The following is a 23,859-nucleotide window of genomic DNA, read 5'->3' as shown; positions in this document are numbered from 1 at the left end:
CGCGCGTTGTCGGCGCGGATCCCTGTCAGCGGCAGTGAAGGGACATGACCACCATGTGGAGATCAGTGACGCGGCTGAGGCCGCGCCGCCCCGGGCCCCGGCCACGACGGCTGCTGGCCGGCGCCCTCGCCCTGGGCACCGTCCTGGCGGGCCTCGCGCCCGCCACGGCCTCGGCGTCGGGCCGCGGCGTCGACCCGTACGACGCCGTGGACCAGTTCATCGGCACCCGGCTGGACACCGGTCAGAACAAGGGCAACAGCGCGTACGGCGACACCTATCCCGGGGCCACCGTCCCGTTCGGCATGGTGCAGTCCAGCCCGACGACGTACCGCAGCGGCGACGGCGACCAGAAGGGCGGGTACGAGTACACCGCGGACCGGCTGCGCGGCTTCGGGATGACCCGGCTGTCCGGCACCGGCTGCGAGGGCCGGTTCAGCGCCTTCGACTTCCCGGTGCTGCCCTACACCGGTGAGCTGCCCGACGGCGCGCTGCCCGTCAGCCCGGCCACCCGGGTCACCGACTATTACCTGCCGTTCCGCCACGACCGGGAGCAGGCCCGGCCGGGGTACTACAAGGTGCGCACCGACAACGATGTCAGCACCGAGCTGACCGCCACCACCCGCACGGCGGTCAGCCGGTACGACTTCTCCGGGGCGGCCCGCTCCGCGCTGCTCATCGACGTGGCGGGCTCCAACAACCGCGTCTTCGGCAGCCAGGTCACCGTCTCCGGCAACACGGTCAGCGGCTGGGTGGAGTCCGCCGCGGTCTGCGACGTCGGGGGCCGCTACCGCGCCTACTTCTCGACCACCTTCGACCGGCCGGCGCGCGCCTTCGGCACCTGGCAGGGCACCACCGTCACCCCAGGCTCGGCCACCGCGCGGAGCACCGGCACCCCGCACGGGGCGGGCGCCTACCTGGTCTTCGACAAGGGCGCCAGGGTCACGGCGAAGAGCGGGCTGAGCTATGTGAGCGTCGCGGGCGCCGCGCACAACCGCGACACCGAGACCCGTTCGCTCGGCTTCGGCCAGGTCCGCGACCGGGCCGCGCGGACCTGGCGCGAGGCGCTGGGCACGCTCGCGGCGGACGGCGGCGGCCGGGACCGGCGCGTCACGTTCTACACCGCGCTCTACCACGCGCTGCTGCACCCCAATGTGTTCGACGACGCCGACGGCCGCTGGACCGGCTACGACGGCCAGGTCCACCAGGTGGCCAGGGGCCGTCACGAGTACGTCACCTACTCGGGCTGGGACGCCTACCGCGGCCAGGCGCAGCTGGTCGCGCTGCTCTTCCCGAAGGTCGGCGACGACATCAGCCAGTCAATCGTGGACATGGTGCGGCAGACCGGCACCTGGCCCAACTGGCCGCATCTGAACCAGTCGCAGCAGAAGATGAGCGGCGACTCCCTCCAGTCGCTGCTGGCCTCCGTGGACGCCTTCGGCAGCACCCACTACGACCGGTCCGGCGCCCTGGCCTCCATGAAGGCCACCCAGTCGCTGCCGGCCACGGCCACCCGGCGCGCGGGCGCCCAGCAGTACTTCAGCACCGGCTTCCTGGAGAGCCGCCGGGGCGGCGCGGCCACCTCCACCACGCTGGAGTACGCCGTCGACGACTTCGGCATCGCCCAGCTCGCCCGGCGGCTCGGCGACCGGGACGCGTACCGGACCTTCATGGCGCGCGCGCAGAACTGGCAGAACGTCTTCGACGACACGACCCGGCAGATACGCCCCCGGGACCGCACGGGCTTCGACCGCGGCTTCGACCTGGGCCTGCGCGGCGACCAGTTCGACCAGGCCACCGGCTACCAGTACGGCTGGCTGGTGCCGCACAACGTGGGCACGCTGATCGAGAAGCGCGGCGGCATCGCGCGGGCCACCGCCGAACTGGACGAGCACACCAAGGACCTGGACGCGGGCGTGTACGGCGTCACCGGCGCCTACCTCAGCAACCAGCCCAGCTTCTCCATGCCCTATGTCTACAACTGGCTGCGGCGCCCGGACCGCACGGCCGACGTGCTGCGCCGGGCGGTCACCGAGCTGTACGGCACCTCGCCCTCGGGGCTGCCGGGCAACGACGACCTCGGCTCGCTCAGCGCCTGGTACGTCTGGGCGAACCTGGGCGTCTACCCCTCGGTCTACGGCACCGCCGACCTGGTGATCTCCGCGCCCATGTTCGACCATGTGCGGATCAGGAGCGCGGGCACGGGCCGCACCCTGACCCTCAGGGCGGACGGGGTCTCGCGGGGCCGGGTGTACGTCGCCGGGCTGCGGGTGGACGGGCGGCGCACCACACGCTCCTGGGTCGACGAGGGCTTCACCCGCCGGGGCGGCACGCTGACGTTCACCATGGCGCGGACCCCGGGCACCTGGGGCACCGGCGCGGGCGACGTGCCGCCGTCGTACACGGACGGCGCCGACGCCCGCAACGACATCGGCACCACCCCGGCGGGCCGGGGCGACCTCGGTTCCCTGGACCTGAGCGGCAACTCGCTCTCCCGCGACCGGCTGGCCGCGGCCGGTGCCGCGCCGGGCGCGCGGCTGCCGCTCGGCGCCACCGGTGCCGTGTTCACCTGGCCGGACACCGCGCCGGGCGAGCCGGACAACTGGATCCCGCACGGCCAGCGCATCGCGCTCGGCGGCGCCCGCGGCACCGGGATCACCTTCCTCGGGCTGGCCACCAACGGGCCCGCGCAGGGCGAGGCGGTGGTGGAGTACACCGACGGCTCCACCCAGCGGGTGCCGGTCGGGCTCACCGACTGGACGCCGGGCACGGACTACCGCTTCGGCAATGTCCCGCTGGTCACCACCGAGGGCCGCAACACCGCGGGCGGCGGCAGCGACAGCGCGCAGGCCAAGGTGTTCGCCACCGCGCCGGTGGCGCTCGACCCGGACCGGCACGTCGCCTCGGTCGTGCTGCCGCAGGGCAGTGACCGGGGTGTGCTGCACATCTTCGACGTCGCCCTGACCGGGGGTCCGCGGACGGGCTGACCGTCGCCCCCTCCCCCGTCCCGGGCGGCCGTCCGCTCCACGCTCTCGCGAGCCGGTGGAGCGGGCGGCCGTTCCGTGTGTCCGCCACCCTCCCGTTCCCATGTGGACAGCTAGTCCACATGAGAGTTAATGTACAACTAGTCCATATATTCGGAGGGAGCCCGAGATGAGCACCGACACCCGGACACCGGACCGCGTCGCCGTGGTGACCGGAGGATCAGGCGGTATCGGCCGAGCGGTGGCGCGCCGGCTCGCCGCCGAGGGCATGGCCGTCGCCGTCCACCACGCGGGAGGCGCCGCGCGGGCGCGAGAGGTGGTGGACGCGATCACCGCCCACGGTGGAACGGCCGTGGCCCTGCCGGGCGACGTCGCCGACGAAGGGGAGATGACCGCGCTCTTCGACGCCGCCGAGGAGCGGTTCGGCGGCGTGGACGTCGTGGTCAACACGGCCGGGATCATGCTGCTGGGCCCGGTGGCGGACATGGACCTCGACGCCTTCGACCGGATGCACCGGGTCAACGTCCGGGGCACCTTCGTCGTCTCCCGGCTCGCCGCGCGCAGGCTGCGGCGCGGCGGCGCCCTCGTCAACTTCTCCAGCTCCGTGACCCGTCTGAGCCGGCCCGGCTACGCCGCCTACGCCGCGTCCAAGGGCGCGGTGGAGGCGATGACGGCGGTTCTCGCCCGCGAGCTGCGCGGCCGGGACGTCACCGTCAACGCGGTCGCGCCCGGCCCCACGGCCACCCCGCTCTTCCTGGACGGCAAGAGCGAGGAGCAGATCCAGCGGCTGGCCTCCGCCGCCCCGCTGGAGCGCCTGGGCACCCCGGAGGACATCGCGGCGGCGGTGGCCTTCCTCGCCGGTGCGGGCCGCTGGGTCAACGGCCAGGTCCTCTTCGCCAACGGCGGCATCGCCTGACCGCCCCGCGAGGACGGCGGTGCGGTCCCGCCACTGCGCGACCGGGGTGTCAGACGGTGGCCGCCGCGAGCGCGCAGCACGCCGCCGCGAGCGCCAGGAAGGCACCGGGGAAGGCGATGTTGTGCACGACCCGGGTGCGGATGTGCACCGCGACGGCCCCGGCGTAGAAGAGCACCAGACCGCCCGCCGCCGCGACGTCCAGGTGCCACAGGCCCAGGAGTCCGGCGAGCAGCCCGAGGGCTCCGGCGGCCTTGAGCGCGGCGAGCACCGGGATCCAGGGCGGCCGCACACCGACCTCGGCCGCGTTGGCGCGGACGAACCGCGCCCCCGCGAGGTCGGCGGCGGCGACACCGGCGTTGGCGGCGATGGTCAGGGCGGCGATGACGGCATACGTGAGGGACATGGCTCGGGCAACCGTTCGGGCTCGGTGGACGGGTCGGCGCGACGGGCGGACCGGAGGGGCGCGGGCCCTGTCCCGTCGGCGTGTCCAGCGTCGTGCGCGGCCCCCGGTTGCGTCCAATACCTGCGTCTATAACGTATGGGCATGGACATCGACACCCGGCTGCTGCGGACGTTCGTGACGGTGGCCGAGGAAGGGACGCTCACCCGGGCCGCCCAGCGGCTGTTCGTGTCGCAGCCCGCCCTCACCAAGCAGATCAAGCAGTTGGAGACCGTCCTGCGCACCACGCTCTTCGAGCGCTCCCGGGAGGGGATGACCCTGACCGCGCCGGGGCGGGAGCTGGCCCGGGAGGCACCGGCCGTGCTGGCGGCCTGGGACCGGGCGCTGCGGCAGACGAAGAGCACCGCGGACCGGGCGCGGCGGGTGCTGCGCGTCGGATTCCTGGCCAGCGCCGCCAACGAGGCCACGCCCGCCATCATCGCCGACCTCGGCCGCCGCAGGCCGGGCTGGCGGGTCGAGATGCGCCAGGCGTCCTGGTCCGACCCGACCGCGGGTCTCGCCCAGGCCGAGGTGGACGCCGCGCTGCTGCGGCTGCCGTTCCCCGGCCAGGACGCCTTCCGCACACGGGAGTTGCTGACCGAGCCCCGCTGGGTGGCGCTGCCCGCCGCGCATCCGCTGGCCGGGCGCGAGCGGATCGCCTTCGCGGAGCTGTGGGACGAGCCGTTCGTCGCCGCGCCCGCCTCCACCGGCGCGTGGCGGGAGCTGTGGCTGGCGTCGGACGAGCGCGCGGGCCGTCCGGTGCGCATCGGCGCGGTCACCGACCAGCCCGACGACTGGCTGAGCGCCATCGCCAACGGGTACGGCGTCGCCCTCGCCCCGGCGTCGGCGGCGCGCTTCTACGCCCGGCCCGGCGTGGTCTACCGGCCGGTCGACGGGGTGAGTCCGACCCGGGTCGGGGTCGCCTGGTCCCCGGCGGCCGACGCGGACCCGGTGGTGCGGGACTTCGTACGCTGCTGTCTCGCGCACCGCGAACCCTCCGGCGCGTGAGGCTCCGGCACCGTCACAGCCCGCCCGCCACCGTCACGGCCAGCACGAGGACGAGCAGCGCGACATAGGCGACGGAGTGGATCCGGTCGGGGACGCGGGCGCCGAGCCGCCTGGCCACCGCGATGGTGGGCAGCGAACCGCACAGCAGCGCGACGCACGCGACGAGGTCGACGTAGCCCACGCGGCCGGTGTGCGCGGGGGCCGCGGGCGCCAGCGCGTAGACGAGGGTGCCCGCGAGGGCGACCGGGACGCTGAGCGGGTTGGCGAGCGCGGTGGCGGTGGCCATGGGCAGTCCGCGGCGGCGCAGCAGCGGGACCGTCATGACGCTGCCGCCGACGCCGAGGCTCGCGGCGACCGTGCCGATGCCGACCCCGCCGAGCGTCGTCGTGAACCGCCCCAGGGGGCGCGGCCCGCCGTCGCCGCCGGCCGCGAGGAATCCCTTGCGCAGCACGCTGTCCGCGATGGTGACCAGCAGGTACACGGCGAACAGCACATGCAGGAGGGTGTCGCCGAGCCGGGTCGCCACCAGGGAGCCGAGCACGGCGCCGAGCAGGACGTAGGCGGCCAGCGGCCACACGTACTCCCGGCGGATCCGCCCGGCCCGGTGCTGGGCCGCGGTCGCGGAGACGGCGTTGACGACCATGACGGCCGTCGAGGTGGCGATCGCCACGTGCATGGCGTCGGCGGAGCCGCCCCGCGCGGTCGCGCTCAGGACCCCTTGGACGACGGGGACCGTGACGAAGCCGCCGCCGAACCCGAAGAGCACCGTGGTGACACCGGTCAGACAGCCGAACAGGAGAAGGACGAGGAACGAGGGAGCCGAGAGAGACAGGGTGAACACCGTGCCGACGCTACGGAGCGGCGGGCATGGCGGGCAATCGACTGTTCGCCACATCCTTACGCGCAGCCGACAGCCCGGCGTAGGGTGGCCGGGTGCGCAACGTACCCGTCGACGAGGTGGACGCCCTGGACCGCGCGGTGCTCGCCATCGGCACCGACTACCCCTACGGGCATCTGCTGCCCCGGCACGAGCACCGGCGTGCCCAGGTGCTGTACGCGGCCACCGGGGTGATGGACGTCGAGACGGACGACGGCGCCTGGACGGTGCCCACGGCCCGCGCGGTCCTCGTCCCGCCGCGGGTGCGCCACCAGGTCACGATGACGGGGGTCAGCACCCGCAGTCTGTACATCGAGCCCGCGGCCGCGCCGTGGTTCCCGGACCGCTGCCGGGTGGTGGAGGTGTCCGCACTGCTGCGGGCGCTGCTCCTCGCGGCCGTCGACATGGAGCCGCGCTATCCGGCGCACGGCCGGGACGCGGCCGTCGTCGAACTGATCCTGCACGAGCTGCGGACGGTGACCCCGCTCCCCCTCGATGTGCCGCTGCCCACCGATCCCGGGTTGCGGCGGCTGTGCGAGGCGTTCCTGCGGGCCCCGGACATCCATGATCCGCCCGCCCGCTGGGCGGCGGCCCTGAACATCAGCGAACGCACCCTGGGCCGGCTCTTCCGGCGCGGCACCGGGCTGAGCTTCGCGCAGTGGCGGCAGCGGGCGTGCGTCCTGCGCTCGGTGCACGCGCTGGCCGCGGGCACCCCGGTGACACGGGTCGCGGTCTCGCTCGGGTACGAGAACCCCGCGGCGTTCACGGCGGCCTTCCGGGGGCTGCTGGGCCGCGCCCCCTCCGCCTACCTGGCCCGGCCGCCCCGCGGCACGCTGCCCCGGCCGGACGGACCGCACGCCTGACGCGGGGCGGTCAGCGCAGGCCCAGGCAGGGCAGCCAGGCGCGGGAGGAGGCCGGGCCGGTGGCGGTGAGCAGGGCGCTCAGCACGCCGGGCAGGCCGCCCAGCAGGTCGGCCGGCCACGCGTCGTGGGGTACGCCGGGCAGCCGGGCGGCCAGATGGTGGACGAGGCGTTCCGCGAGCGCCCCGGCGGCGGGCAGCCCGGCGTGCCGGTACAGGGCGTCGGCGACGCACAGCACGCCCGCGGCGCCGTGGCACAGGCCGAGGCGGTCGGCGGGCGTGCCGCCGAAGAGGTGGAAGTCCTCGTCGTAGTGGTCGGCGAGTGTGCGGAAGGCGGCCAGGGCCCAGTCGGCGGTCACCGGGTCGTCCAGGGCGTCGCCGGCGTCCCACAGGGCCCAGGCCGCGCCCGGTGTGCCGTAGCACCACGCCTGCCGGGGCCGGGCGGCGGGCGTGGGCGACGGGTCGGGCCCGGCCTCCGGCCAGGTGCGGATGCCGCGTTCGTCGTCGTGGGCTTGGCGGACGAGCCAGGCGGCGGCCCGGGTGAGCGCGGCGGTGAGCGCCGGGTCCGGGGCGAGACGGCGCACGGCGGCGGTGAGCGCCGTGACCACACCGGCGACGCCGTGCCCCATGCCGGTGTTGATCCGGCCCTGCGTCCAGGCGAGATGGGGATGCCCCTCGTACTGTCCGGCGCGCAGCCGGGGCAGTTCGTTCTCGTCGCACAGGAGCGCGAGGTGGGCGGCGAGCGGGCGCAGCGCGTCGGGCCGCGGCCGGCCCGCGCACAGCGCGAGGAGTGTTCCGGCGGGGCCGGAGATCAGGTCGTAGTCGGGGAAGGCGACGTCGTGGGTGCGGTACTCGGGCGGCCGGGTGCCCAGATGCGCGGCGAGCCGGTCGGCGACCTGGTCGAGGGCCGGGTGGAGGCGGGCGCCCAGACGCAGTCCGACGAGGGTGCCGGCGAGGCCGCCGTCGTGCAGGGCGGGGTGGGCCGGGCCCCGTCCGGCGGTGCGTGCCCAGACGGCCACCGCGGCACGGGCGGTGTCGCCGTCGCGGGGGTCCTCCGCGACGAGCCCCGCCAGTACGGGGATCCCGGGGTCGCAGGGGTGCCCGGTGCCGCCGGGCGCCGCGGTCCACTCCTCGAGACAGCGGACGGCGTGGGCCCGCACCTGCTCGCGGACGGTGACCGGCGGGAGGGTCTCGGACGCCATCGGGCTCCTTCCGGGTGTGCTGGGCGGAGCCGCCCGCCTCGGCGGGCGGCTCCTGGGTGCGGTCAGGCACAGATGACGACCGTGGCACAGACGATGATCGTGCACAGGCCGCTGCAGCCGACGGTCGAGGCGGCGGCCGACGGCAGGTCGCTGTCGCTGATCCGCTCGTCGAGGTCGCTGATGAGGGCGTCGAGTTCGGTGAGTTCGGTGTGGGGCATGGGACTTTCCCTTCTCTCATCGGGTGATGGCCGCCCCGGCGGACCGCCTGGCGGGCGGGCCGGGGACGTCGTGCCGGTCGTGGCCGGCGAGTGTGCGGGCGGCGGACTCGGCGAGCCGGCCGGCGCTCAGGTCGTGCGGCAGCCGCAGCAGCACCTGGGCGGCGACGGCCGCGCCGCCGTGCACCGGGTCGCGCAGCAGCAGGCCGTCGGGGGCCGGGAGCATCTCCTCCACCAGCAGGAAGGCGCCCGCCTGTTGGGCGCACAGCCGCTCCAGGAGATGCAGCGCGGTCAGCGAGGCGAGGTCCACGGGCACGGGCTTCGCGCCGGGCGCGGTGCGGACGAACGCGTGCCGGGGCAGGCCGGCGGTGCGCCGCAGCAGCGCGAGGGTGCGGACCTTGGTGAGCGGGTCGTCGCCCGGCTGCCACAGGCGCGCGCGGTCGACGCGCCAGGTGGCCGGGGCGAGCACGAGGTCGTCCCCGGCGGTCAGCCGCGGCAGTACGGGCCGGTCGGGCAGCGCCGCGTCCAGGGTGTCCAGGCGCAGCAGATAGGAGGCGGCGGGATGGCTCGCGGCGAGCAGCAGCCGCACGAGGGTGTCGTAGGGCGGGGCGGGCGAGCGGGTGGCGTGGTAGACGGGGACGATGCGCCGGCCGTCCGCCTCGGCGACGATCCGCCGGCCCTCGCGGCGCAGACTGATGCGGTCCAGCGGGAGGTACCGGGCGTGCCGGGTGAGCGGCCCGTAGTAGGGGGTGGGGTCCGGGTCGCCGGTCCACCAGCGGGTGGTGACGGGGCGGCGTACGGCGTTGGCGGAGCGCTCGTTGAGCGGGGGCACGAGCAGGTCGACGAAGCGGACGCCGGTGCGGCGCTCCACGGCGGCCAGGAAGTCGCGGTAGGCGTCGCTGTTGCCGTAGCCGCCGTGGAGGGCGCGCAGGCCGTCGGCGAACCGGGCGTCGAGCACTCCGGCGGCCGAGGCGGTCTCCAGCACGGCGACCGGTCCGCGTCCCTCGTGGGGGGCGAGGGGGCGCAGCAGGCAGTCGACCGGCCAGCAGGGCAGTGCGGACTCGGCCGCGGGGGCGCCCAGTTCGTCGAGGAGGGCGTCGTCCACCGAGACGCGGTCGGCGCCGGAGCGGGCGGCGGCGTCCAGGCGGCCGAGGAGGCGGGCGTAGGGGCCGGCGGGGTCGTGGGCGGGGGCCCAGCCGGTGGGGTGGCGCGGCGCGGGCCGCGGGTGTTCGGCGGGCAGCCGTTCGGCGAGGAACTCGCCGACCGGACGGGGCTGTTCGGTGAGTCCGGCGAACTCGGGGCGCTGGGCGGGCGGGTCCGGGGGGCTGTCGGCGGCGCACAGGGCGGCGATGCGGGCCGCGATCCGCAGGCCGTCGCGCACGCGCGCGGCCGCGGCTCCGGGGACGCGGGTGCGCGGGTGCGGTCTGCGGTAGGAGTCGAGGAACCAGTGGCCGGTGTCCGGGGCGCCCGGGGTGTCCGCGGGGGTACGGGGCAGGGGTGCTCCGGTGGTGACGGCGGCGGCCGGGATCCAGTCGGCGCAGTGGCGGCGGGGTGCCCGGCAGATCTGGAGGACGCCGAGGGCGAGCAGGTGCTGGAGGAAGCCGCGCAGCACCTCGGTGGAGGCCATCGGCGGTCCGCCGGGCGGGGCGGCGGTGGTCGCCAGGGCGGCTTCGAGGTCGCCGAGGGGGCGGGGTCCGTCGGCGAGGACGGCGAGGACGCCTTCCAGGGCACGGGTGCGGCGCAGCACGATCTGCCGCAGCCGTCCCGGTTCGCGGGGGTCGACGACGTAGCAGCGGACCTGGCCGGGGGCGCCGCCTGGAGCGGCGGCGGGCGGTTCGGTGAAGTGCAGGGGGGCGGGGGTCAGCAGCAGCGTGGCGGGCGCGGTGCGCAGTTCGGTGGGCGCGGGGCGGGTGCGGACCAGGTGGACGTTCTCCACGGCCACGGCGGCCAGGGCGCCGAGCGCGGCCCCGGCGGGCAGCAGCAGCGGGCCGCCGCCGTCGCCCGCGGTGACCGGGAGCGCGGCGATCTGGCCGGCCCAGCCGCGCGGTGTGGTCTTCGCCGCGGCCCGGCCCATGGCCCGCCACAGGTAGGCCGCGCGTTTGCGCAGCCGCCTGCTCGACCAGGCCTCGCCCGCGGCGAGCCGGCGCCGTACGTCGTCGGCGAGTCCCGGCGCGGCGCTGTCGAGGAAGGCCCGCAGGAACGGGCTGTCGCTCGCGGTCCGCCAGGCCCGGACGGCGAGGCGCTCCTGTTCGTCCGCGATCGCCTGCCGCAGTCCGGCCAGGGTCTCCTCGGCCGCCTCGGTGCGGCGCAGCAGGTCGTGGACCGCTTCGGTGAGCGGGGCGGGGACGGCGGCCGAGTCGCGCAGCAGCAGGTGGTCCGCGGGGCGCGGCGGGAGGCCGGAGTGCAGCCGCCGCCGCAGGGCGAGGACGGCGCCGCGTTCGGCGGCCCGCAGCGCGGGGTGGGGCACGGCCTCCTCGCCCAGCCGGTCGGCCAGCACGCGGCCCCGCTCGGCGAGCCGTTCGGCGGTGTCGGTGTGCCGCAGCACGGCGTCGAACAGGTGGGGGGCGGCGCCCGCGGTCCAGGCGTCGCAGGGCATTCCGGCGACGCGCAGCAGCGCGGTGTTCCCGAGCGCCTGCCCGGAGGTGTCGGTCGGCGCGGGGATCCGCGCCGTCGGCCTGCCCATGGTCAGTCCGTCCCGTCGTGGCCGTCGGTGGCGAGCGCCTCCGTGAGCAGGCACTGCCGCGCGGTGGAGAGCCGGCCGCGGTTCCAGTGGAAGATGACGTGGTGGGCGGCGGCGCGGCGGGGGCCGACGGTGGCCGCGCCGGAGGCGAAGTAGTGGGTGCGCCAGCGCTCGGCGGCCCGGCGCACCTCCTCGGTGTGCGGGCCGAGCAGGTCCCGCCAGTCCTCCGGCAGGGCGGCGAGGCGGGATCCGGGGTCCTGCTCCCAGTACGCGCGGATGCCCTCGGCGGCGCGGCGGCGGTCCGGCTCGTCGAGCCCGCCGGGCAGGCGGCGCCCGGTCTCCTCCCTGACCACCTGCCAGATGCCGCGGTGCTCCCAGCCGACGATGCCGAGGCCCTCGAAGACGGCGCCCAGCAACGTCAGGGAGATCCGCCAGTCCGCGGGCGCGGGACCGCCGGCGGCGGCGGTGTGGGCGTCCAGCCAGGCCAGCGAGTCGGCGGTGAACAGGGCGTGCACATGGGGCATGGAGCGGGGGCCGCCGAAGAGGTACGTCTCCGGTTCGTACACCTCGGCGACCGGCCGGGTCCAGGGCGCGTCCGCGTTCGCCGGGTCCAGGCGGCGGGTGAGGGCGGTGCGCAGTTCCCCGGCCCGGGAGGGGTGCGAGGCGTGGAACCTGACGCGCAGTCCGGGCGGCTTGTGCATGAAGAAGAAGTCGCGGGCGGGTCCGGTGCCGAGCAGGTCGCCGGCGGTCCGGGAGAGGCGCCGGTACAGGCGGGGCCAGCCGGCCGGCTCGGCCCGGACGTTGAGCTGGACCCAGCCCGCCTCGGGCGCGTGGGCGCGCAGGGCGTGCAGTCCCGCGGTGAGGAAGGTCCGGCGGGCCGCGGTGTAGCCGGCGTCCTCGGGGTCCAGCGGGACGGTGCCCATCGGAGCGGTGCGCGCGTCGTCCAGGCAGTCGGCCAGCAGTCGTTCGACCTGCACCATGCGGTCTCACCTCGCAAGGGACGGAAATCCACCCTTGTGATGTCCGGACCGCGCGGACGACAAAGCCTGATCGGGCTTCTTCATATCATCAACAGAAGTGCGCGAGCGTACGTTCAGCCCCACGCATTACAGTCGGGTGCGCCGGGGGCCCACCGGCGCCGCCCGCCCAGGCGCACCGGCCGGATCCCGGGGCTCGTCCGTAGCACCGCCCTCTGACCCGGAGGACCGTGCGACTCGTGGGACAGGCACCGCCCGACCGACCGTCCGCGGCGTTCTGGCCGCCCTGGCGCTCACCGCCGCGGCCACGCTCGCGGCGGCCTCCCCCGGCGCCGCCGCGGCGCGCCCGCAGACCGGGGCGCCGCCCACCGGGGCGCCGCAGGGCGCCCCGCCGGTGCCGTTGCGGGTGGCCACCTACGACATCCACGCCGGTGCGGGCGAGGACGGCGTCCTCGACCTCGACCGCACCGCGCGGGCGATCGGCGCGCTGCACGCCGATGTGATCGGCCTTCAGGAGGTCGACGTGCGCCGGGGTGAGCGCAGCGCGTACACCGACGAGGCGCGCGAACTGGCCCGGCGGCTGCGCATGCGGGTGTTCTTCGCGCCCCTCTACGACCTGCCCGCCGGCCCGGGGCACGCGGCGCGGCGGCGGTTCGGTGTCGCGGTGCTCAGCCGCCTGCCGCTGGTGAGCGCCGGGAACCACACCGTGCCGGCCGCGGACGTGGGCCCGAAGGTGCTGGTCGGGGACTTCAACGCGGAGCCCGGCGCGCCCGAACTGGCCCGGCTGTGGGGGCCGCTGGCCGACGCCGCCCCGCAGGGCGGCAAGACCTGTCCGGCGGGCGCTCCCGACCGGCGGATCGATGTCGTGGCCGTCTCCCCCAAGGTCGCGGTGGCCGGGGTCCGCGAGGCGGTCACCACGGCCTCGGACCACCGGCCGGTCGTCGCCGGTCTGCTCGTACGGCGCCCGCGCCCCTGAGCGGCACGGGCCGGACGCCGCTCAGGGGCCGCCTCGCGGGAACGGCCGCCCGCGAGGCGCCGCTCAGGACTGCGAGCTGGATTCGAGGTGGGCGAAGACGACCACGTTGGACTCGTAGTCCTTGCTGGTGCGGTTGAAGGTGCCGCCGCAGGTGATCAGCCGCAGTTCGGGCGTCGGGGTGTCGGCGTACACCTCGTCGTCGGGGAAGTTCGCCTTGCTGAAGGTGTCCACCGCGTCGACGGCGAACCGGGCGACGATGCCGTCCTCGCGGGTGATGTCGACATGGTCGCCGGCCTTGAGGGCGTCGAGGCCGACGAAGACCGCGGGGCCGGTGGTGGTGTCGACGTGGCCGACCACGATCGACGCGCCGCGCTCACCGGGCGCGGCTCCGCCCTGGTACCAGCCGACGAGGTTGGTGTCATCGGCGGGGGGCGGCGCCAGTTGGCCGCTCGCGTCGAGGGACAGCTTGGTGAACGGCGCGTCCACGGAGATCTCCGGGATGGAGATCCGGGTCGGGGCCGAGCGGGGCAGTGCTCCGTCGTCGGTCCCGGTGGACGGTTCCGGCTGTGCGGCCGAGGGCGCCCGGGAGGCGATCGCCGCGGGCCTGTCCGGCTGCCGCAGGCTGGTCACCGGGGCGGCACCCAGGGACTGGTGGATGAGCACCAGTCCGAACCCGACCGCTGCCACGGGCCACAGCAGGCGCAGCCGGGCACGGCGTGGTGCGGTCCCTGTCCCGGACCGGTCCGGCTGGGGCGGACGCTGGATAGCCATGGACGGTGCCTTTCGTCAAGAGGTGGTGCGGGTCCCGCGTGGCGCGGGTGGCGCCGCCGCCGCGGCCCGCGCGTTCCTCACGGGGAGGGACACGGGCCGCGGCGGCGCACCGACGGAGAACAGGGATCTGTTCAGGCCACGGTCGTGCCCGACGCCTTGCGGCGCCGCAGCATGTAGGCACCCGCGCCGACACCGCCGAGCACGAGCGCGGCTCCCAGCCCCATGGTGTTGGTGTCCTGGGCCAGGCCGCCGCCACCGGCGTGCACACCGCCGTGCGGCTTGTCACCACGGTCGCCGCCGCGGTCGCCGCCGCGGTCACCGCCGCGGTCACCGCCGCGGTCGCCGCCCCGGTCACCGCCGCGGTCGCTGCCGTGGTCGTCGTCGCCCTTGGAACCGCGGTCGCTGCCGTGGTCGTCCGAGTCGTCACCGGTGGTGGCCATCGCCAGCGCACCGCCACCGGCGTGCACACCACCGTGCGGCTTGCCACCACGGTCGCCACCGCGGTCACCGCCACGGTCGCCACCGCGGTCACCGCCGCGGTCGCTGCCGTGGTCGTCGTCGCCCTTGGAACCGCGGTCGCTGCCGTGGTCGTCCGAGTCGTCACCGGTGGTGGCCATCGCCAGCGCACCGCCACCGGCGTGCACACCACCGTGCGGCTTGCCACCACGGTCGCCACCGCGGTCGCCACCACGGTCACCGCCGCGGTCACCGCCGCGGTCGCTGCCGTGGTCGTCGTCGCCCTTGGAACCGCGGTCGCTGCCGTGGTCGTCCGAGTCGTCGCCGTGGACGATGGTGGCCTGCGCGGGCGCGAGGGCGGTGATGCCCAGGGCGCCGGCGGCGGGGGCCGAGAACGCGACGGCGGACGCGATCGCCGCCGAGACGAACAGAGTACGGGAGATACGCATGGTGATCCTTCCGTCGCGACTGCGAGAACAGGCACCACGCCCGCTCTTCGGGATCGCAGGTGCGACGTGATCACTGTCAGCGGGATGCGCGGTCCGCACCATCGGAGCGCCGCATTCGGACTACCTGACGGACCTTCGGCGCGTCCACGCGGGGGAATCCCGCACTCCGTGCGCGCAGGTGAGCCCCGGTCATCCGCCGGGGCTCCGCCGTGTCCCCCGGGCGGGTCACGGCTTGCGCGCGAGACCGCCGTGCTCGGCGATGGGCTCCGGGGCCGCGTCCGCGGGCTCCGGCCGCCACAGCGGGACGGGGACCACCCCGGGCTCCAGCAGGTCCAGCCCGTCGAAGTAGGCCGTGATCGCCTCGACGGTGCGCAGCACGTACGGGGCGGCGCCGCTGTCGTTGTAGGCCTGCTGCGCCCGCTCGAAGACCGGATCGACGCCCAGCGAACCGTCGTTGACGGACAAGTAGCTGCCGGAGGGGAGCGCGTCCGTCAGACGGGTGACGATCCCGCGTGCCTGCCCGTGGTCGGGGACGTGTCCCAGGATGTTGCTCAGGATCAGGGCCGTGGGCCGGGTGAGGTCCAGCGTCCGGGCCGCCTGGGCGAGGATCCGGTCCGTGTCCAGCACATCGGCGTCGACGTAGGCGGTCGCGCCCTCGGGCGTGGAGTACAGCAGGGCGCGGGCGTGCGCCAGGATCATCGGGTCGTTGTCGACGTAGACGATCCGTGTCTCGGGGGCGATGCGCTGGGCGACCTCGTGGGTGTTGTCGGCCGTCGGCAGGCCGGTCCCGACGTCGAGGAACTGCCGGATGCCCGCCTCGGCGACCAGATGGGTGATGGTGCGCCGCAGGAAGGCGCGGCTGCTGCGGGCGATGGTGACGATGCCGGGGAAGACGGCCGTGTAGGCGTCGCCGGCCTCCTCGTCGACGGGGTAGTTGTCCTTGCCGCCCAGCCAGTAGTTCCAGATCCGCGCCGAGTGCGGCACGGAGGTGTCGATCCTGGGGTGTGCCGCGGATCCGGAAGTGTTCGCGGGGTGGGTCATGGATACCGTCCGTCCGTGTGCGGTCTCGCGTGTGGCGCGTGCGCTGCCCAAGGTACGCGTCAACCGCCCCGGCGGGCACACCAGTTCACCGGCGACACGTGTCCGCCCCGCGCCCGGCCGGGCCGTACCGGAGCGCGCTCGCGGCCCCCGGCGGGGTGTGCACACCCGCCCGACGGCGCCCGGGGCGGCACGCGCCGCGGTGCCCCGTACGCTGTGGCCTGTGTCCGCCTCCCACCTGCGCCGTGTCGCCGTCCTCGTGCTCGACGGTGCCAAGCCGCTCGACGTCGGCATCCCCGCGCAGGTGTTCACCACCCGCGCCAGCATGCCGTACGAGGTACGTGTGTGCGGCGCGGCTCCCGGGCTCGTGACCGGAGGCGACGGCCTGTCGTACCACGTCGCCCACGGTCTGGACGCGCTCGCGTGGGCCGACGTCGTGTTCGTCCCCGGCTACCGGTTCCCGGACCGCGACGACCCGCCCGGACCGGTGGTGGACGCCCTGGTCGCCGCCCACCGGCGGGGCGCGCGGCTCGCGGCCATCTCCACGGGCGCCTTCGCGCTGGCCGCCACGGGACTGCTCGACGGCAGACGGGCCACGACGCACTGGCACTACACGCGGGCGCTCGCCGCCCGGCATCCGCTGGTGCGGGTCGACGAGAACGTGCTGTTCGTCGACGAGGGCAGCGTCCTGACCTCGGCGGGCGCCGCCTCCGGCATCGACCTGTGCCTGCACATGCTGCGCGGCGACCTCGGGGTGGCCGCGTCCAACCACGCGGCGCGACGGCTGGTGGCGGCCCCCTACCGCAGCGGCGGCCAGGCGCAGTACGTGCCGCGCAGCGTGCCCGAGCCGCTGGGCGAGCGGTTCGCCGCCACCCGCGAGTGGGCGCTGCACCGGCTGGGCGAGCCGCTGACGCTGGAGGCGCTGGCCCGGCACGCGGCGGTCTCGCCGCGCACGTTCTCGCGGCGGTTCGCCGAGGACACCGGGTACACCCCGATGCAGTGGATCGTACGGGCCCGCGTCGACATGGCACGGGAGCTGCTGGAGCGTTCGGAGCTGGGCGTCGAGCAGATCGCCGCCGCCGTCGGCCTGGGCACCGGCGCGAATCTGCGCCTGCACTTCCAGCGGGTCCTGGGCACCACACCCAGCGAGTACCGGCGCACCTTCACCCGGGGCGAGTGAGCCCGCGCCCCTCCCGCTCCCCCGCGCCCGCCGCACGGCGCGGCCCCTGCGGCGCGGCCCGGCCCGTGCGGTCCCCGCCGGTGCCGCCGCCACCGGCCGCTGGCACGATCCTTGCGGACCATGGCGCTCGCGCCGCTGTCCCGGCGGGGCGCCGCCGACGAACCTGGTGGCGGACGGGGAACGGGAAGGACGAAAGGGCGCCACTCATGACTCGCATCGCCATCAACGGATTCGGCCGCATCGGACGCAATGTGCTGCGCGCGCTGCTCGAACGCGACAGCCCCCTGGAGGTCGTCGCCGTCAACGACCTCACGGAGCCCGCCACGCTCGCGCGGCTGCTCGCCTTCGACACGACGGCCGGGCGGCTGGGCCGCCCGGTGACCGTGGACGGGGACGCCCTGGTCGTCGACGGCCGCCGCATCACGGTGACCGCCGAGCGTGAACCGGCGCGGCTGCCGTGGGCCGCGCTGGGCGTCGATCTGGTGCTGGAGGCGACCGGCCGGTTCACCTCGGCCGCGGCCGCCCGCGCCCATCTGGACGCCGGTGCCCGCAAGGTGCTCGTCGGCGCGCCCTCGGACGGCGCCGACGTCACCCTCGCCTACGGGGTCAACACCGACGCGTACGACCCCGAGCGGCACACCATCGTCTCGAACGCGTCCTGCACGACCAACGCGCTCGCGCCGCTCGCCGCGGTGCTGGACGAACTCGCCGGTGTCGAGCACGGATTCATGACGACGGTGCACGCCTACACGCAGGAGCAGAACCTCCAGGACGGCCCGCACCGCGACGCCCGCCGCGCCCGTGCCGCGGGCGTCAACATCGTGCCGACCACGACGGGCGCCGCGAAGGCGATCGGGCTGGTGCTGCCGAACCTCGAGGGCAAGCTGTCGGGCGACTCGATCCGCGTGCCGGTCCCGGTGGGCTCGATCGTCGAGCTGAACACGACCGTCGCCCGCGAGGTGACCCGCGACGACGTGCTGGCCGCCTACCGCGCCGCCGCCGAGGGGCCGCTCGCCGGTGTCCTGGAGTACTCGCAGGACCCGCTCGTCTCCTCGGACATCACCGGCAACCCCGCCTCCTCGATCTTCGACTCGGCCCTCACCCGGGTCGACGGCCGCCATGTCAAGGTGGTCGCCTGGTACGACAACGAGTGGGGCTTCTCCAACCGGGTGATCGACACGCTCGAACTGCTCGCCGGCCGCTGACCGCGTCCGCCCCCGGCGCCGTGTGCCCGGTGCCGGGGGCGGGGGGCGCTCCGGCCGGGGCTCAGAGGTTGATCATGTGTCCGGCGATGCCCTCGACGGCTTCCTTCATCGCCTCCGACAGCGTCGGGTGGGCGAAGACGTTGCGGGCGACCTCGTCGGCGGTCAGGTCCCACATCTGGGCGAGCGTCAGCGCGGGCAGCAGTTCGGTCACTTCGGGACCGATCATGTGGGCGCCCAGGATCTCGTTGTGCCGGGCGTCCGCCACGATCTTGACGAAGCCGACGCCCTCGGCCATGCCGCGGGCCTTGCCGTTGGCGGAGAACGGGAACTGCGCGACCTTGACGTCGTGGCCCAGCTCGCGGGCCTGCGCCTCCGAGTAGCCGAACGAGGCGATCTGCGGCTGGCAGAAGGTCGCCCGCGGGATCATCGCGAAGTCGATCTCCTGCGTCTCGGCCCCGGCGATGGTCTCGGCCGCGACGACGCCCATGGCCTCGGCGGTGTGGGCCAGCATCAGCTTGCCGGTCACGTCGCCGATGGCGTAGACGCCCTGCACATTGGTGCGTCCGCGGGCGTCGACCGCGACGGCACCGCGCTCGGTGAGCTGCACCCCGGCCGCCTCCAGGCCATAGCCCTCCACGCGCGGCGCGAAGCCGAACGCGGCGAGCATCCGGTCCGCCTCCAGCACGCGCGACTCGCCGCCGGCGGCCGGGCTGACCGTCACCCGTACGCCGGAGCCGGTGTCCTCCACCGAGTCCACCTTGGTGGAGAGCAGGACCTCGACGCCCAGCTTGCGGTAGTGCCGCAGCAGTTCCTTGGAGACATCGGCGTCCTCGGTGGGCACCATGCGGTCGAGGAACTCGACGATGGTCACCTCGACGCCGAAGTTGCGCAGCACATAGGCGAACTCGACGCCGATCGCGCCGGAGCCGCCGATGACGACGGAGCGCGGCAGCTCCTCGTCCAGGATCTGCTCCTCGTAGGTGACCACGTTGGCGCTCTTGCGCATCCCGGGCAGCATCCTGACCTGCGCACCGGTGGCGATGATCAGGTTGTCGCAGCTGTACGAGGCCGTCGTGCCGTCGGCGCTCCTGACGTCCACCGACTTGGGACCGGTGAGCGTGCCCCACCCGTCGATCTCGGTGATCTTGTTCTTCTTCATCAGGTAGTGCACGCCCTTGGCACTGGCCTCGGCCACGGAGCGGCTGCGCCGGTGGGTGACGCCGAAGTCCATGGTGGCGTCGCCGCTGATGCCGAAGGTCTTCTTCTCCTGCGTGAGGATGTGGGCGATCTCGGCGTTGCGCAGCAGCGCCTTCGACGGGATGCATCCCACGTTCAGGCAGACACCGCCCCAGTACTTCTCTTCGACGACCGCCACTGACTTGCCGAGCTGGGCTGCGCGGATGGCGGCGACGTATCCACCGGGGCCTGCGCCGAGGACGAGGACATCAAAGTGCGTCATGCGCGTCAGCCTAGTACCCCGCGGGGGCCGCCCGATCTCACGCCCGGCGAGGCCCGCGCCACATCGGCCGGAGGGGGCGCGGAGCACCGGACGGGGCCGCGCGCGGGGCGGTCAGGGGGACGGCGCCCCGTCCGGGACCAGGGCCTCGTCCGGGGCGCGGTCCTCCTCGCCGACGAGGGCGAGCACCCCGGCCACGATCAGTGCGACGCCGAGCAGTTGGGGCAGCAGCCACCATCCGGCGCGTACGTGTTCCTCGTAGACCAGCACGCCGAGCAGGAAGCTCACGGTGGCGTCGCCGAGGGTCAGGGCGGGCTGGGAGGCGACCAGGGGGCCGCCCTGGAGGGCGTGTTGCAGCAGGAGCACGGCGGCCAGTCCGCACGCGCCGAAGGCGTAGGTCTGCCACGCGGTGAGGAATCCGCCGAGGCCGCTCTCCGCGAGGAGGTGGACGGACGTCTTCATCAGACCGGCCGTCAGCGCGAAGCAGACTGCCGTGGCCGCGCCGAGGCAGGCGGCGCGCGGCCCGCCGGGCGGTCTGCGGGTCCCCGCGGCGGCCAGGACGGCCACGGCGGCGGCGCAGGCCGCCAGGACGGGCAGCCAGCGGTCGATGGCCACATGGGTGCGGTTGCCCGCCGGGGCGGCGCACAGCAGCGCCACCGCGAGTCCGGCGACGACGACGGTCAGCTTCAGCAGCAGCACGCCGGACGGGCGGCGGCGGTGCGCGAGCGCGGCGAGGACCAGGGTGAGGGGCAGTTCCAGCACGAACAGCGGCTGCACCAGCGAGAGCGGGCCGGTCGCCAGCGCGAGGGCCTGGCACACCCCGGCGGCGACGACGGCGAGCACCCCGGCGAGCCAGACGGGCCGGTGCAGCAGGCCGAGCAGCAGGCGCGGCCCGTGTCCGGTGGACCGGGGCACGGTCAGCGCGGCCCGGCGCTGCAGGACGGTGGCGGTCGCGTTGCCGGCCGCGGCGAGCAGCGCGAAGAGCACGGGCAGGACGAGTCCCATGGGAGCATCCTTCGCGCATCCGCGGCCACGGGCATCCCGACAACGCGGCGATACGCCGATCGCCCCACCAATGTGGGCAATTGCGGCACCATCGGCCTTTTCCGCGACAAGACAGTTCCCGCTTTTTGGATTTGCCGTTTCTTTGCATGACCATATGGTTTCCGCGCTTCTCCGGACGGCGATGATCGCAGCAGCGTTCCACCTACGGGAAACATATGACTCGGAGGCTGCGGGGTGACGTCGGACATCGTGGACCAGGTCTCGGGACATCCACCACGGGCGGACCGGCCGGCACCCCCCTTCGACCCCGTCGCCCTTCTCACGCCTTTCACGCAGGGGCGCGCCACCGGCGGCCGCGCGTGGCGGATCACCCGCGACGACCTGTGGTGCCAGGCGGAACCGGTCGGCGGAGAGCTTCCCGGACAAGGCTGGAAAATCCATGTGTCGGCCACACCGGCCGGTGCCGCGGAAATCCTCCGGAAAGTCGCCGGAATCCTGATCCCGCTCGACATCGCTTTCAAGGTCGCGGCTTCCGCAGAACGGGTCCGCGAATTGGTTTCCCGGCAATACGACCGGGCTTCGGCGGGGAAATTCATCACCGTCTATCCGGACGGCGGGCGTGACCTCGCCGCGCTGGCGGCCGAGCTGCACGAGGCGACCGCCCGCCTGCCCGGTCCCCGGATCCTCTCGGACCGTCCCTTCCGTCCGGGCAGCCTGGTGCACTACCGGTACGGCGGGTTCCGCGCCGCTCCGGTCCTCGGTGACAACGGTGTCTACCGGCCGACCGTCGAGGATGCCGCCGGGCGGCGGGTGCCCGACGTCCGCGAGCCCTGGTACACGCCTCCCGCCGGGATCCCCGACCCCTTCGAGGAGGCCGCCGCGGCCGGCCGGACGCCGGACGCCGACCGGTCCGCGCGGACGGCCGCTCCCCCGCAGGCGTCCGCCGCCCGCCCGGCGCGGCCCCCGTCCGTGGTGATCGGCGACCGGTTCGTCGTGCGGCGGGCGCTGCGGCACAGCACCAAGGGCGGTGTCTTCCGGGCGACCGACCGGCTCACGGGCGCCGAGGTCGTCGTCAAGCAGGGCCGGGCGCACATCGACGCGACCCCGCTCGGCACGGACGTACGCGATCTGCTGCGCAACGAGGGCGAGATGCTCGACCTGCTCGCGCCGCTCGGCCTGGCCCCGCGCAAGGTCGCCTTCCTGCCCGAGGACGGCCATGTGTTCCTGGTGGAGGAGTTCCTGGAGGGCGTCCCGCTGCGGCTGTGGAACCTGCGCGCCAGGAGCGGGGGCGCGGCGCCGCCGTGGGAGGCGGTGCTGGACCTGGCCCGGCGGCTGACGGACGTACTGGCCCGCGTCCACGCGCACGGCGTGGTGCTGCGCGATCTGACCCCTGACAACGTTTTCGTCGCGCCGGACGGCGCGCTGCGCCTCGTCGACCTGGAGCTGGCGACGCGCGCCGGTCACCCCGCGCCGGGCGGCGGCACCCGCGGCTACGGCGCCCCGGAGCAGCTGGACCCGCGCCCCGGCCGCCGCGCGCTGCCCGCCCCGGCGGCCGACCTGTACGCGCTGGGCGCCGTGCTCTTCCTGCTGGCGACGGGCACGGAGCCCCTGCTGGCGCCCGATGCCCCGCCCGTGCGGTCCGCGCGGGTGCGGCTGGCGGGCCGCCTCGCCGCCGTCGCCCGGCACAGCGCGACCGCGCGCCGCCTGGCCCCGCTCGTCCTCGGGCTGCTGCACGAGGAGCCGGAGCGCCGCTGGTCCCTCCGGCGGGCGCGGGCCTTCCTCACCGACGGTCCGGCGGCGCACCCGGCCGGTCCCCGGCCCGTGCGCGCCCCGCACGGACCGGCCGCCACCCCCGGCGCGGACGCGGAACGCCTGCTGCGCGACGGACTGCGCCATCTGCTGGACACCCTGCGCCCGGAGGATCGCGAACGGCTCTGGCCCGCCGAGGGGTTCGCCGCCACCACCGACCCCTGCAACGTCTACTACGGCTCCGCCGGGCTGCTGGGGGTGCTGGCCTCCGCCGCCCGGACCCGTCCCGGGGACGAGCGGCTGCGCGCCGCCGTGCGCACGGTGGCCCACCGGACGCTGCGGCGCGCGGCGCGTGAGCCCCGGCTGCTGCCCGGACTGCACTTCGGGCGCTCCGGCACCGCCTGGGCCCTGCTGGACGCCGGGCTGCTGCTGGGCGACGGCGAGCTGGTGGCGGCGGCCCGGGAGACGGCGCTGCGCGTCCCGGTCACCGGGCCGGTCCCGGACGTGGTGCACGGAACGGCCGGTGCCGGGCTCGCCCAGGCGTACTTCCTGGCGCGCACGGGGGACGAGCGCTTCCGGGAGCGGATCGCGCGCTGCGCCGAGGGGATCCTCGCCGCCGCCGCGGACGGCCCTGCGGGGCCGCGCTGGACGGTGCCCTCCGAGGACGGCCCGGCCGCCCGGCCCGTGGTCCACCACGGGTTCGCGCACGGCACGGCGGGCATCGGCACGTTCCTGCTGGAGGCGGCGCGGGCCACCGGCGAGGACCGGTACCTGGAGGCGGCGGTGCGGGCCGGGGACGCGCTGACGGCGGCCGCCGTCGAGGACCGCGGCGCGCTGCGCTGGACCGCCGGCCCGGACGACACCGTGCCCCTGGCCAACTGGTGCAGCGGTGCCTCCGGTGTCGGCGTCCTCCTGCTCCGGCTGTGGCAGGCCACCGGCGAGGACCGGTACCTGGAGGCGGCGCGGGGCGCCGCCGAGGCGGTGCACGCCGACCGCTGGCTGCTGCCGCCCTCCTCCTGCCACGGCGTCGCGGGCAACGCGGAACTGCTGCTCGACCTGGCGGACGCCACGGGCGAGGACCGGCACCGCCTGCGCGCGCACGACGCCGTCGAGGCGGTCCTGAGCCGTACGGCGCTGCGCGGCGGACTGCTCCTCCCGGCCGACGACACCCTGCGCGAGGTGAGCACCGGCCACCACACCGGTCTCGGCGGGGTCCTCGGCTTCCTGCTGCGGCTACTGCACGGCGGGCCGCGCCTCTGGCTGCCGGATCCGTCCTGGGCAGCCCCTTCGACCGCGGTGCGCGCGCCAGGGCGCGGACCGTGTGACGCCCCGCCCCCGCCCGGGGAGACCGGGGCACTCACGAGAGGAGATCGCAGATGACCCACGACCTCGACGAGTTGCAGCGCCTGCCCCAGGAGAT

The 23,859-nt window shown here is 75.4% G+C and carries 19 protein-coding genes; 8 read left to right on the top strand and 11 right to left on the bottom strand.

The genetic code is table 11. The annotated features are described in order from the left end of the window. Positions 1–53: 53 nt before the first annotated feature. Positions 54–2,984, top strand: coding sequence for a GH92 family glycosyl hydrolase (locus A8713_RS30570; protein WP_064537824.1), 2,931 nt, complete (start codon positions 54–56; stop codon positions 2,982–2,984). Between the two features lie 166 nt (positions 2,985–3,150). Further along, positions 3,151–3,897, top strand: a complete 747-nt coding sequence (locus A8713_RS30565) for an SDR family oxidoreductase (RefSeq protein ID WP_064536956.1) — start codon at positions 3,151–3,153, stop codon at positions 3,895–3,897. Between the two features lie 49 nt (positions 3,898–3,946). On the opposite strand, the gene A8713_RS30560 is transcribed toward A8713_RS30565, so the two are convergent. Then, positions 3,947–4,300, bottom strand: a complete 354-nt coding sequence (locus A8713_RS30560; protein WP_064536955.1) for a DoxX family protein — start codon at positions 4,298–4,300, stop codon at positions 3,947–3,949. A gap of 141 nt (positions 4,301–4,441) precedes the next feature. Here A8713_RS30560 and A8713_RS30555 point away from each other — a divergent pair, with 141 nt between their 5' ends. Then, positions 4,442–5,344: a LysR family transcriptional regulator gene (locus tag A8713_RS30555; RefSeq protein ID WP_064536954.1), complete on the top strand. Its 903-nt coding sequence runs from the start codon at positions 4,442–4,444 to the stop codon at positions 5,342–5,344. A 13-nt stretch (positions 5,345–5,357) separates the two neighbouring features. On the opposite strand, the gene A8713_RS30550 is transcribed toward A8713_RS30555, so the two are convergent. Beyond that, a complete protein-coding gene (locus A8713_RS30550; protein ID WP_064536953.1) occupies positions 5,358–6,185 on the bottom strand; it encodes a sulfite exporter TauE/SafE family protein in 828 nt (275 codons plus the stop codon). A gap of 92 nt (positions 6,186–6,277) precedes the next feature. Here A8713_RS30550 and A8713_RS30545 point away from each other — a divergent pair, with 92 nt between their 5' ends. After that, complete coding sequence (locus tag A8713_RS30545) at positions 6,278–7,084, top strand: AraC family transcriptional regulator (RefSeq protein WP_064536952.1); 807 nt, start codon at positions 6,278–6,280, stop codon at positions 7,082–7,084. A 10-nt stretch (positions 7,085–7,094) separates the two neighbouring features. On the opposite strand, the gene A8713_RS30540 is transcribed toward A8713_RS30545, so the two are convergent. From A8713_RS30540 to A8713_RS30530, 4 genes are all read right to left on the bottom strand, one after another. Beyond that, positions 7,095–8,282, bottom strand: coding sequence for a lanthionine synthetase LanC family protein (locus A8713_RS30540; protein WP_064536951.1), 1,188 nt, complete (start codon positions 8,280–8,282; stop codon positions 7,095–7,097). Between the two features lie 62 nt (positions 8,283–8,344). Next, positions 8,345–8,500, bottom strand: a complete 156-nt coding sequence (locus A8713_RS33905) for a hypothetical protein (RefSeq protein ID WP_173860935.1) — start codon at positions 8,498–8,500, stop codon at positions 8,345–8,347. Positions 8,501–8,516: 16 nt separating this feature from the next. Then, positions 8,517–11,180, bottom strand: coding sequence for a lantibiotic dehydratase (locus A8713_RS30535; RefSeq protein WP_064536950.1), 2,664 nt, complete (start codon positions 11,178–11,180; stop codon positions 8,517–8,519). A gap of 2 nt (positions 11,181–11,182) precedes the next feature. Continuing rightward, positions 11,183–12,157: a thiopeptide-type bacteriocin biosynthesis protein gene (locus A8713_RS30530; protein ID WP_064536949.1), complete on the bottom strand. Its 975-nt coding sequence runs from the start codon at positions 12,155–12,157 to the stop codon at positions 11,183–11,185. Between the two features lie 274 nt (positions 12,158–12,431). On the opposite strand from A8713_RS30530, the gene A8713_RS30525 reads away from it, so the two are divergent. Next, positions 12,432–13,130, top strand: coding sequence for an endonuclease/exonuclease/phosphatase family protein (locus A8713_RS30525; protein ID WP_064537823.1), 699 nt, complete (start codon positions 12,432–12,434; stop codon positions 13,128–13,130). 63 nt (positions 13,131–13,193) lie between these two features. Here A8713_RS30525 and A8713_RS30520 read toward each other — a convergent pair whose 3' ends face one another. From A8713_RS30520 to A8713_RS30510, 3 genes are all read right to left on the bottom strand, one after another. Then, entirely contained in the window at positions 13,194–13,901 is a 708-nt protein-coding gene (locus tag A8713_RS30520) for a class F sortase (RefSeq protein ID WP_064536948.1), read from the bottom strand. A 131-nt stretch (positions 13,902–14,032) separates the two neighbouring features. Beyond that, a complete protein-coding gene (locus A8713_RS30515) occupies positions 14,033–14,806 on the bottom strand; it encodes a hypothetical protein (protein WP_064536947.1) in 774 nt (257 codons plus the stop codon). A 225-nt stretch (positions 14,807–15,031) separates the two neighbouring features. Next, on the bottom strand, positions 15,032–15,847 hold the full coding sequence (locus tag A8713_RS30510; protein WP_064536946.1) for an SAM-dependent methyltransferase: 816 nt from the start codon (positions 15,845–15,847) through the stop codon (positions 15,032–15,034). Positions 15,848–16,067: 220 nt separating this feature from the next. On the opposite strand from A8713_RS30510, the gene A8713_RS30505 reads away from it, so the two are divergent. Together A8713_RS30505 and gap are read left to right on the top strand one after the other, a co-directional pair. After that, the gene (locus A8713_RS30505; protein WP_064537822.1) at positions 16,068–17,024 is read left to right on the top strand and encodes a GlxA family transcriptional regulator; all 957 of its coding nucleotides are present in this window, start codon (positions 16,068–16,070) and stop codon (positions 17,022–17,024) included. Positions 17,025–17,230: 206 nt separating this feature from the next. Next, positions 17,231–18,229 (top strand): type I glyceraldehyde-3-phosphate dehydrogenase, encoded by a 999-nt coding sequence (gap, locus tag A8713_RS30500; protein WP_064536945.1) that lies wholly within the window; start codon positions 17,231–17,233, stop codon positions 18,227–18,229. Between the two features lie 61 nt (positions 18,230–18,290). On the opposite strand, the gene lpdA is transcribed toward gap, so the two are convergent. Both lpdA and A8713_RS30490 read right to left on the bottom strand, forming a co-directional pair. After that, positions 18,291–19,688 (bottom strand): dihydrolipoyl dehydrogenase, encoded by a 1,398-nt coding sequence (lpdA, locus tag A8713_RS30495; RefSeq protein ID WP_064536944.1) that lies wholly within the window; start codon positions 19,686–19,688, stop codon positions 18,291–18,293. A 111-nt stretch (positions 19,689–19,799) separates the two neighbouring features. Then, positions 19,800–20,690: a DMT family transporter gene (locus A8713_RS30490; protein ID WP_064536943.1), complete on the bottom strand. Its 891-nt coding sequence runs from the start codon at positions 20,688–20,690 to the stop codon at positions 19,800–19,802. 234 nt (positions 20,691–20,924) lie between these two features. Here A8713_RS30490 and lanL point away from each other — a divergent pair, with 234 nt between their 5' ends. Continuing rightward, positions 20,925–23,819 (top strand): class IV lanthionine synthetase LanL, encoded by a 2,895-nt coding sequence (gene lanL / locus A8713_RS30485; RefSeq protein ID WP_079159198.1) that lies wholly within the window; start codon positions 20,925–20,927, stop codon positions 23,817–23,819. The last annotated feature ends 40 nt before the right edge of the window (positions 23,820–23,859 follow it).

The organism is Streptomyces sp. SAT1 (assembly GCF_001654495.1).
GTDB lineage: Bacteria > Actinomycetota > Actinomycetes > Streptomycetales > Streptomycetaceae > Streptomyces > Streptomyces andamanensis.
The sequence above is the reverse complement of the archived record's forward strand: the minus strand, read 5'-3'. Positions and strand labels throughout refer to the sequence as shown.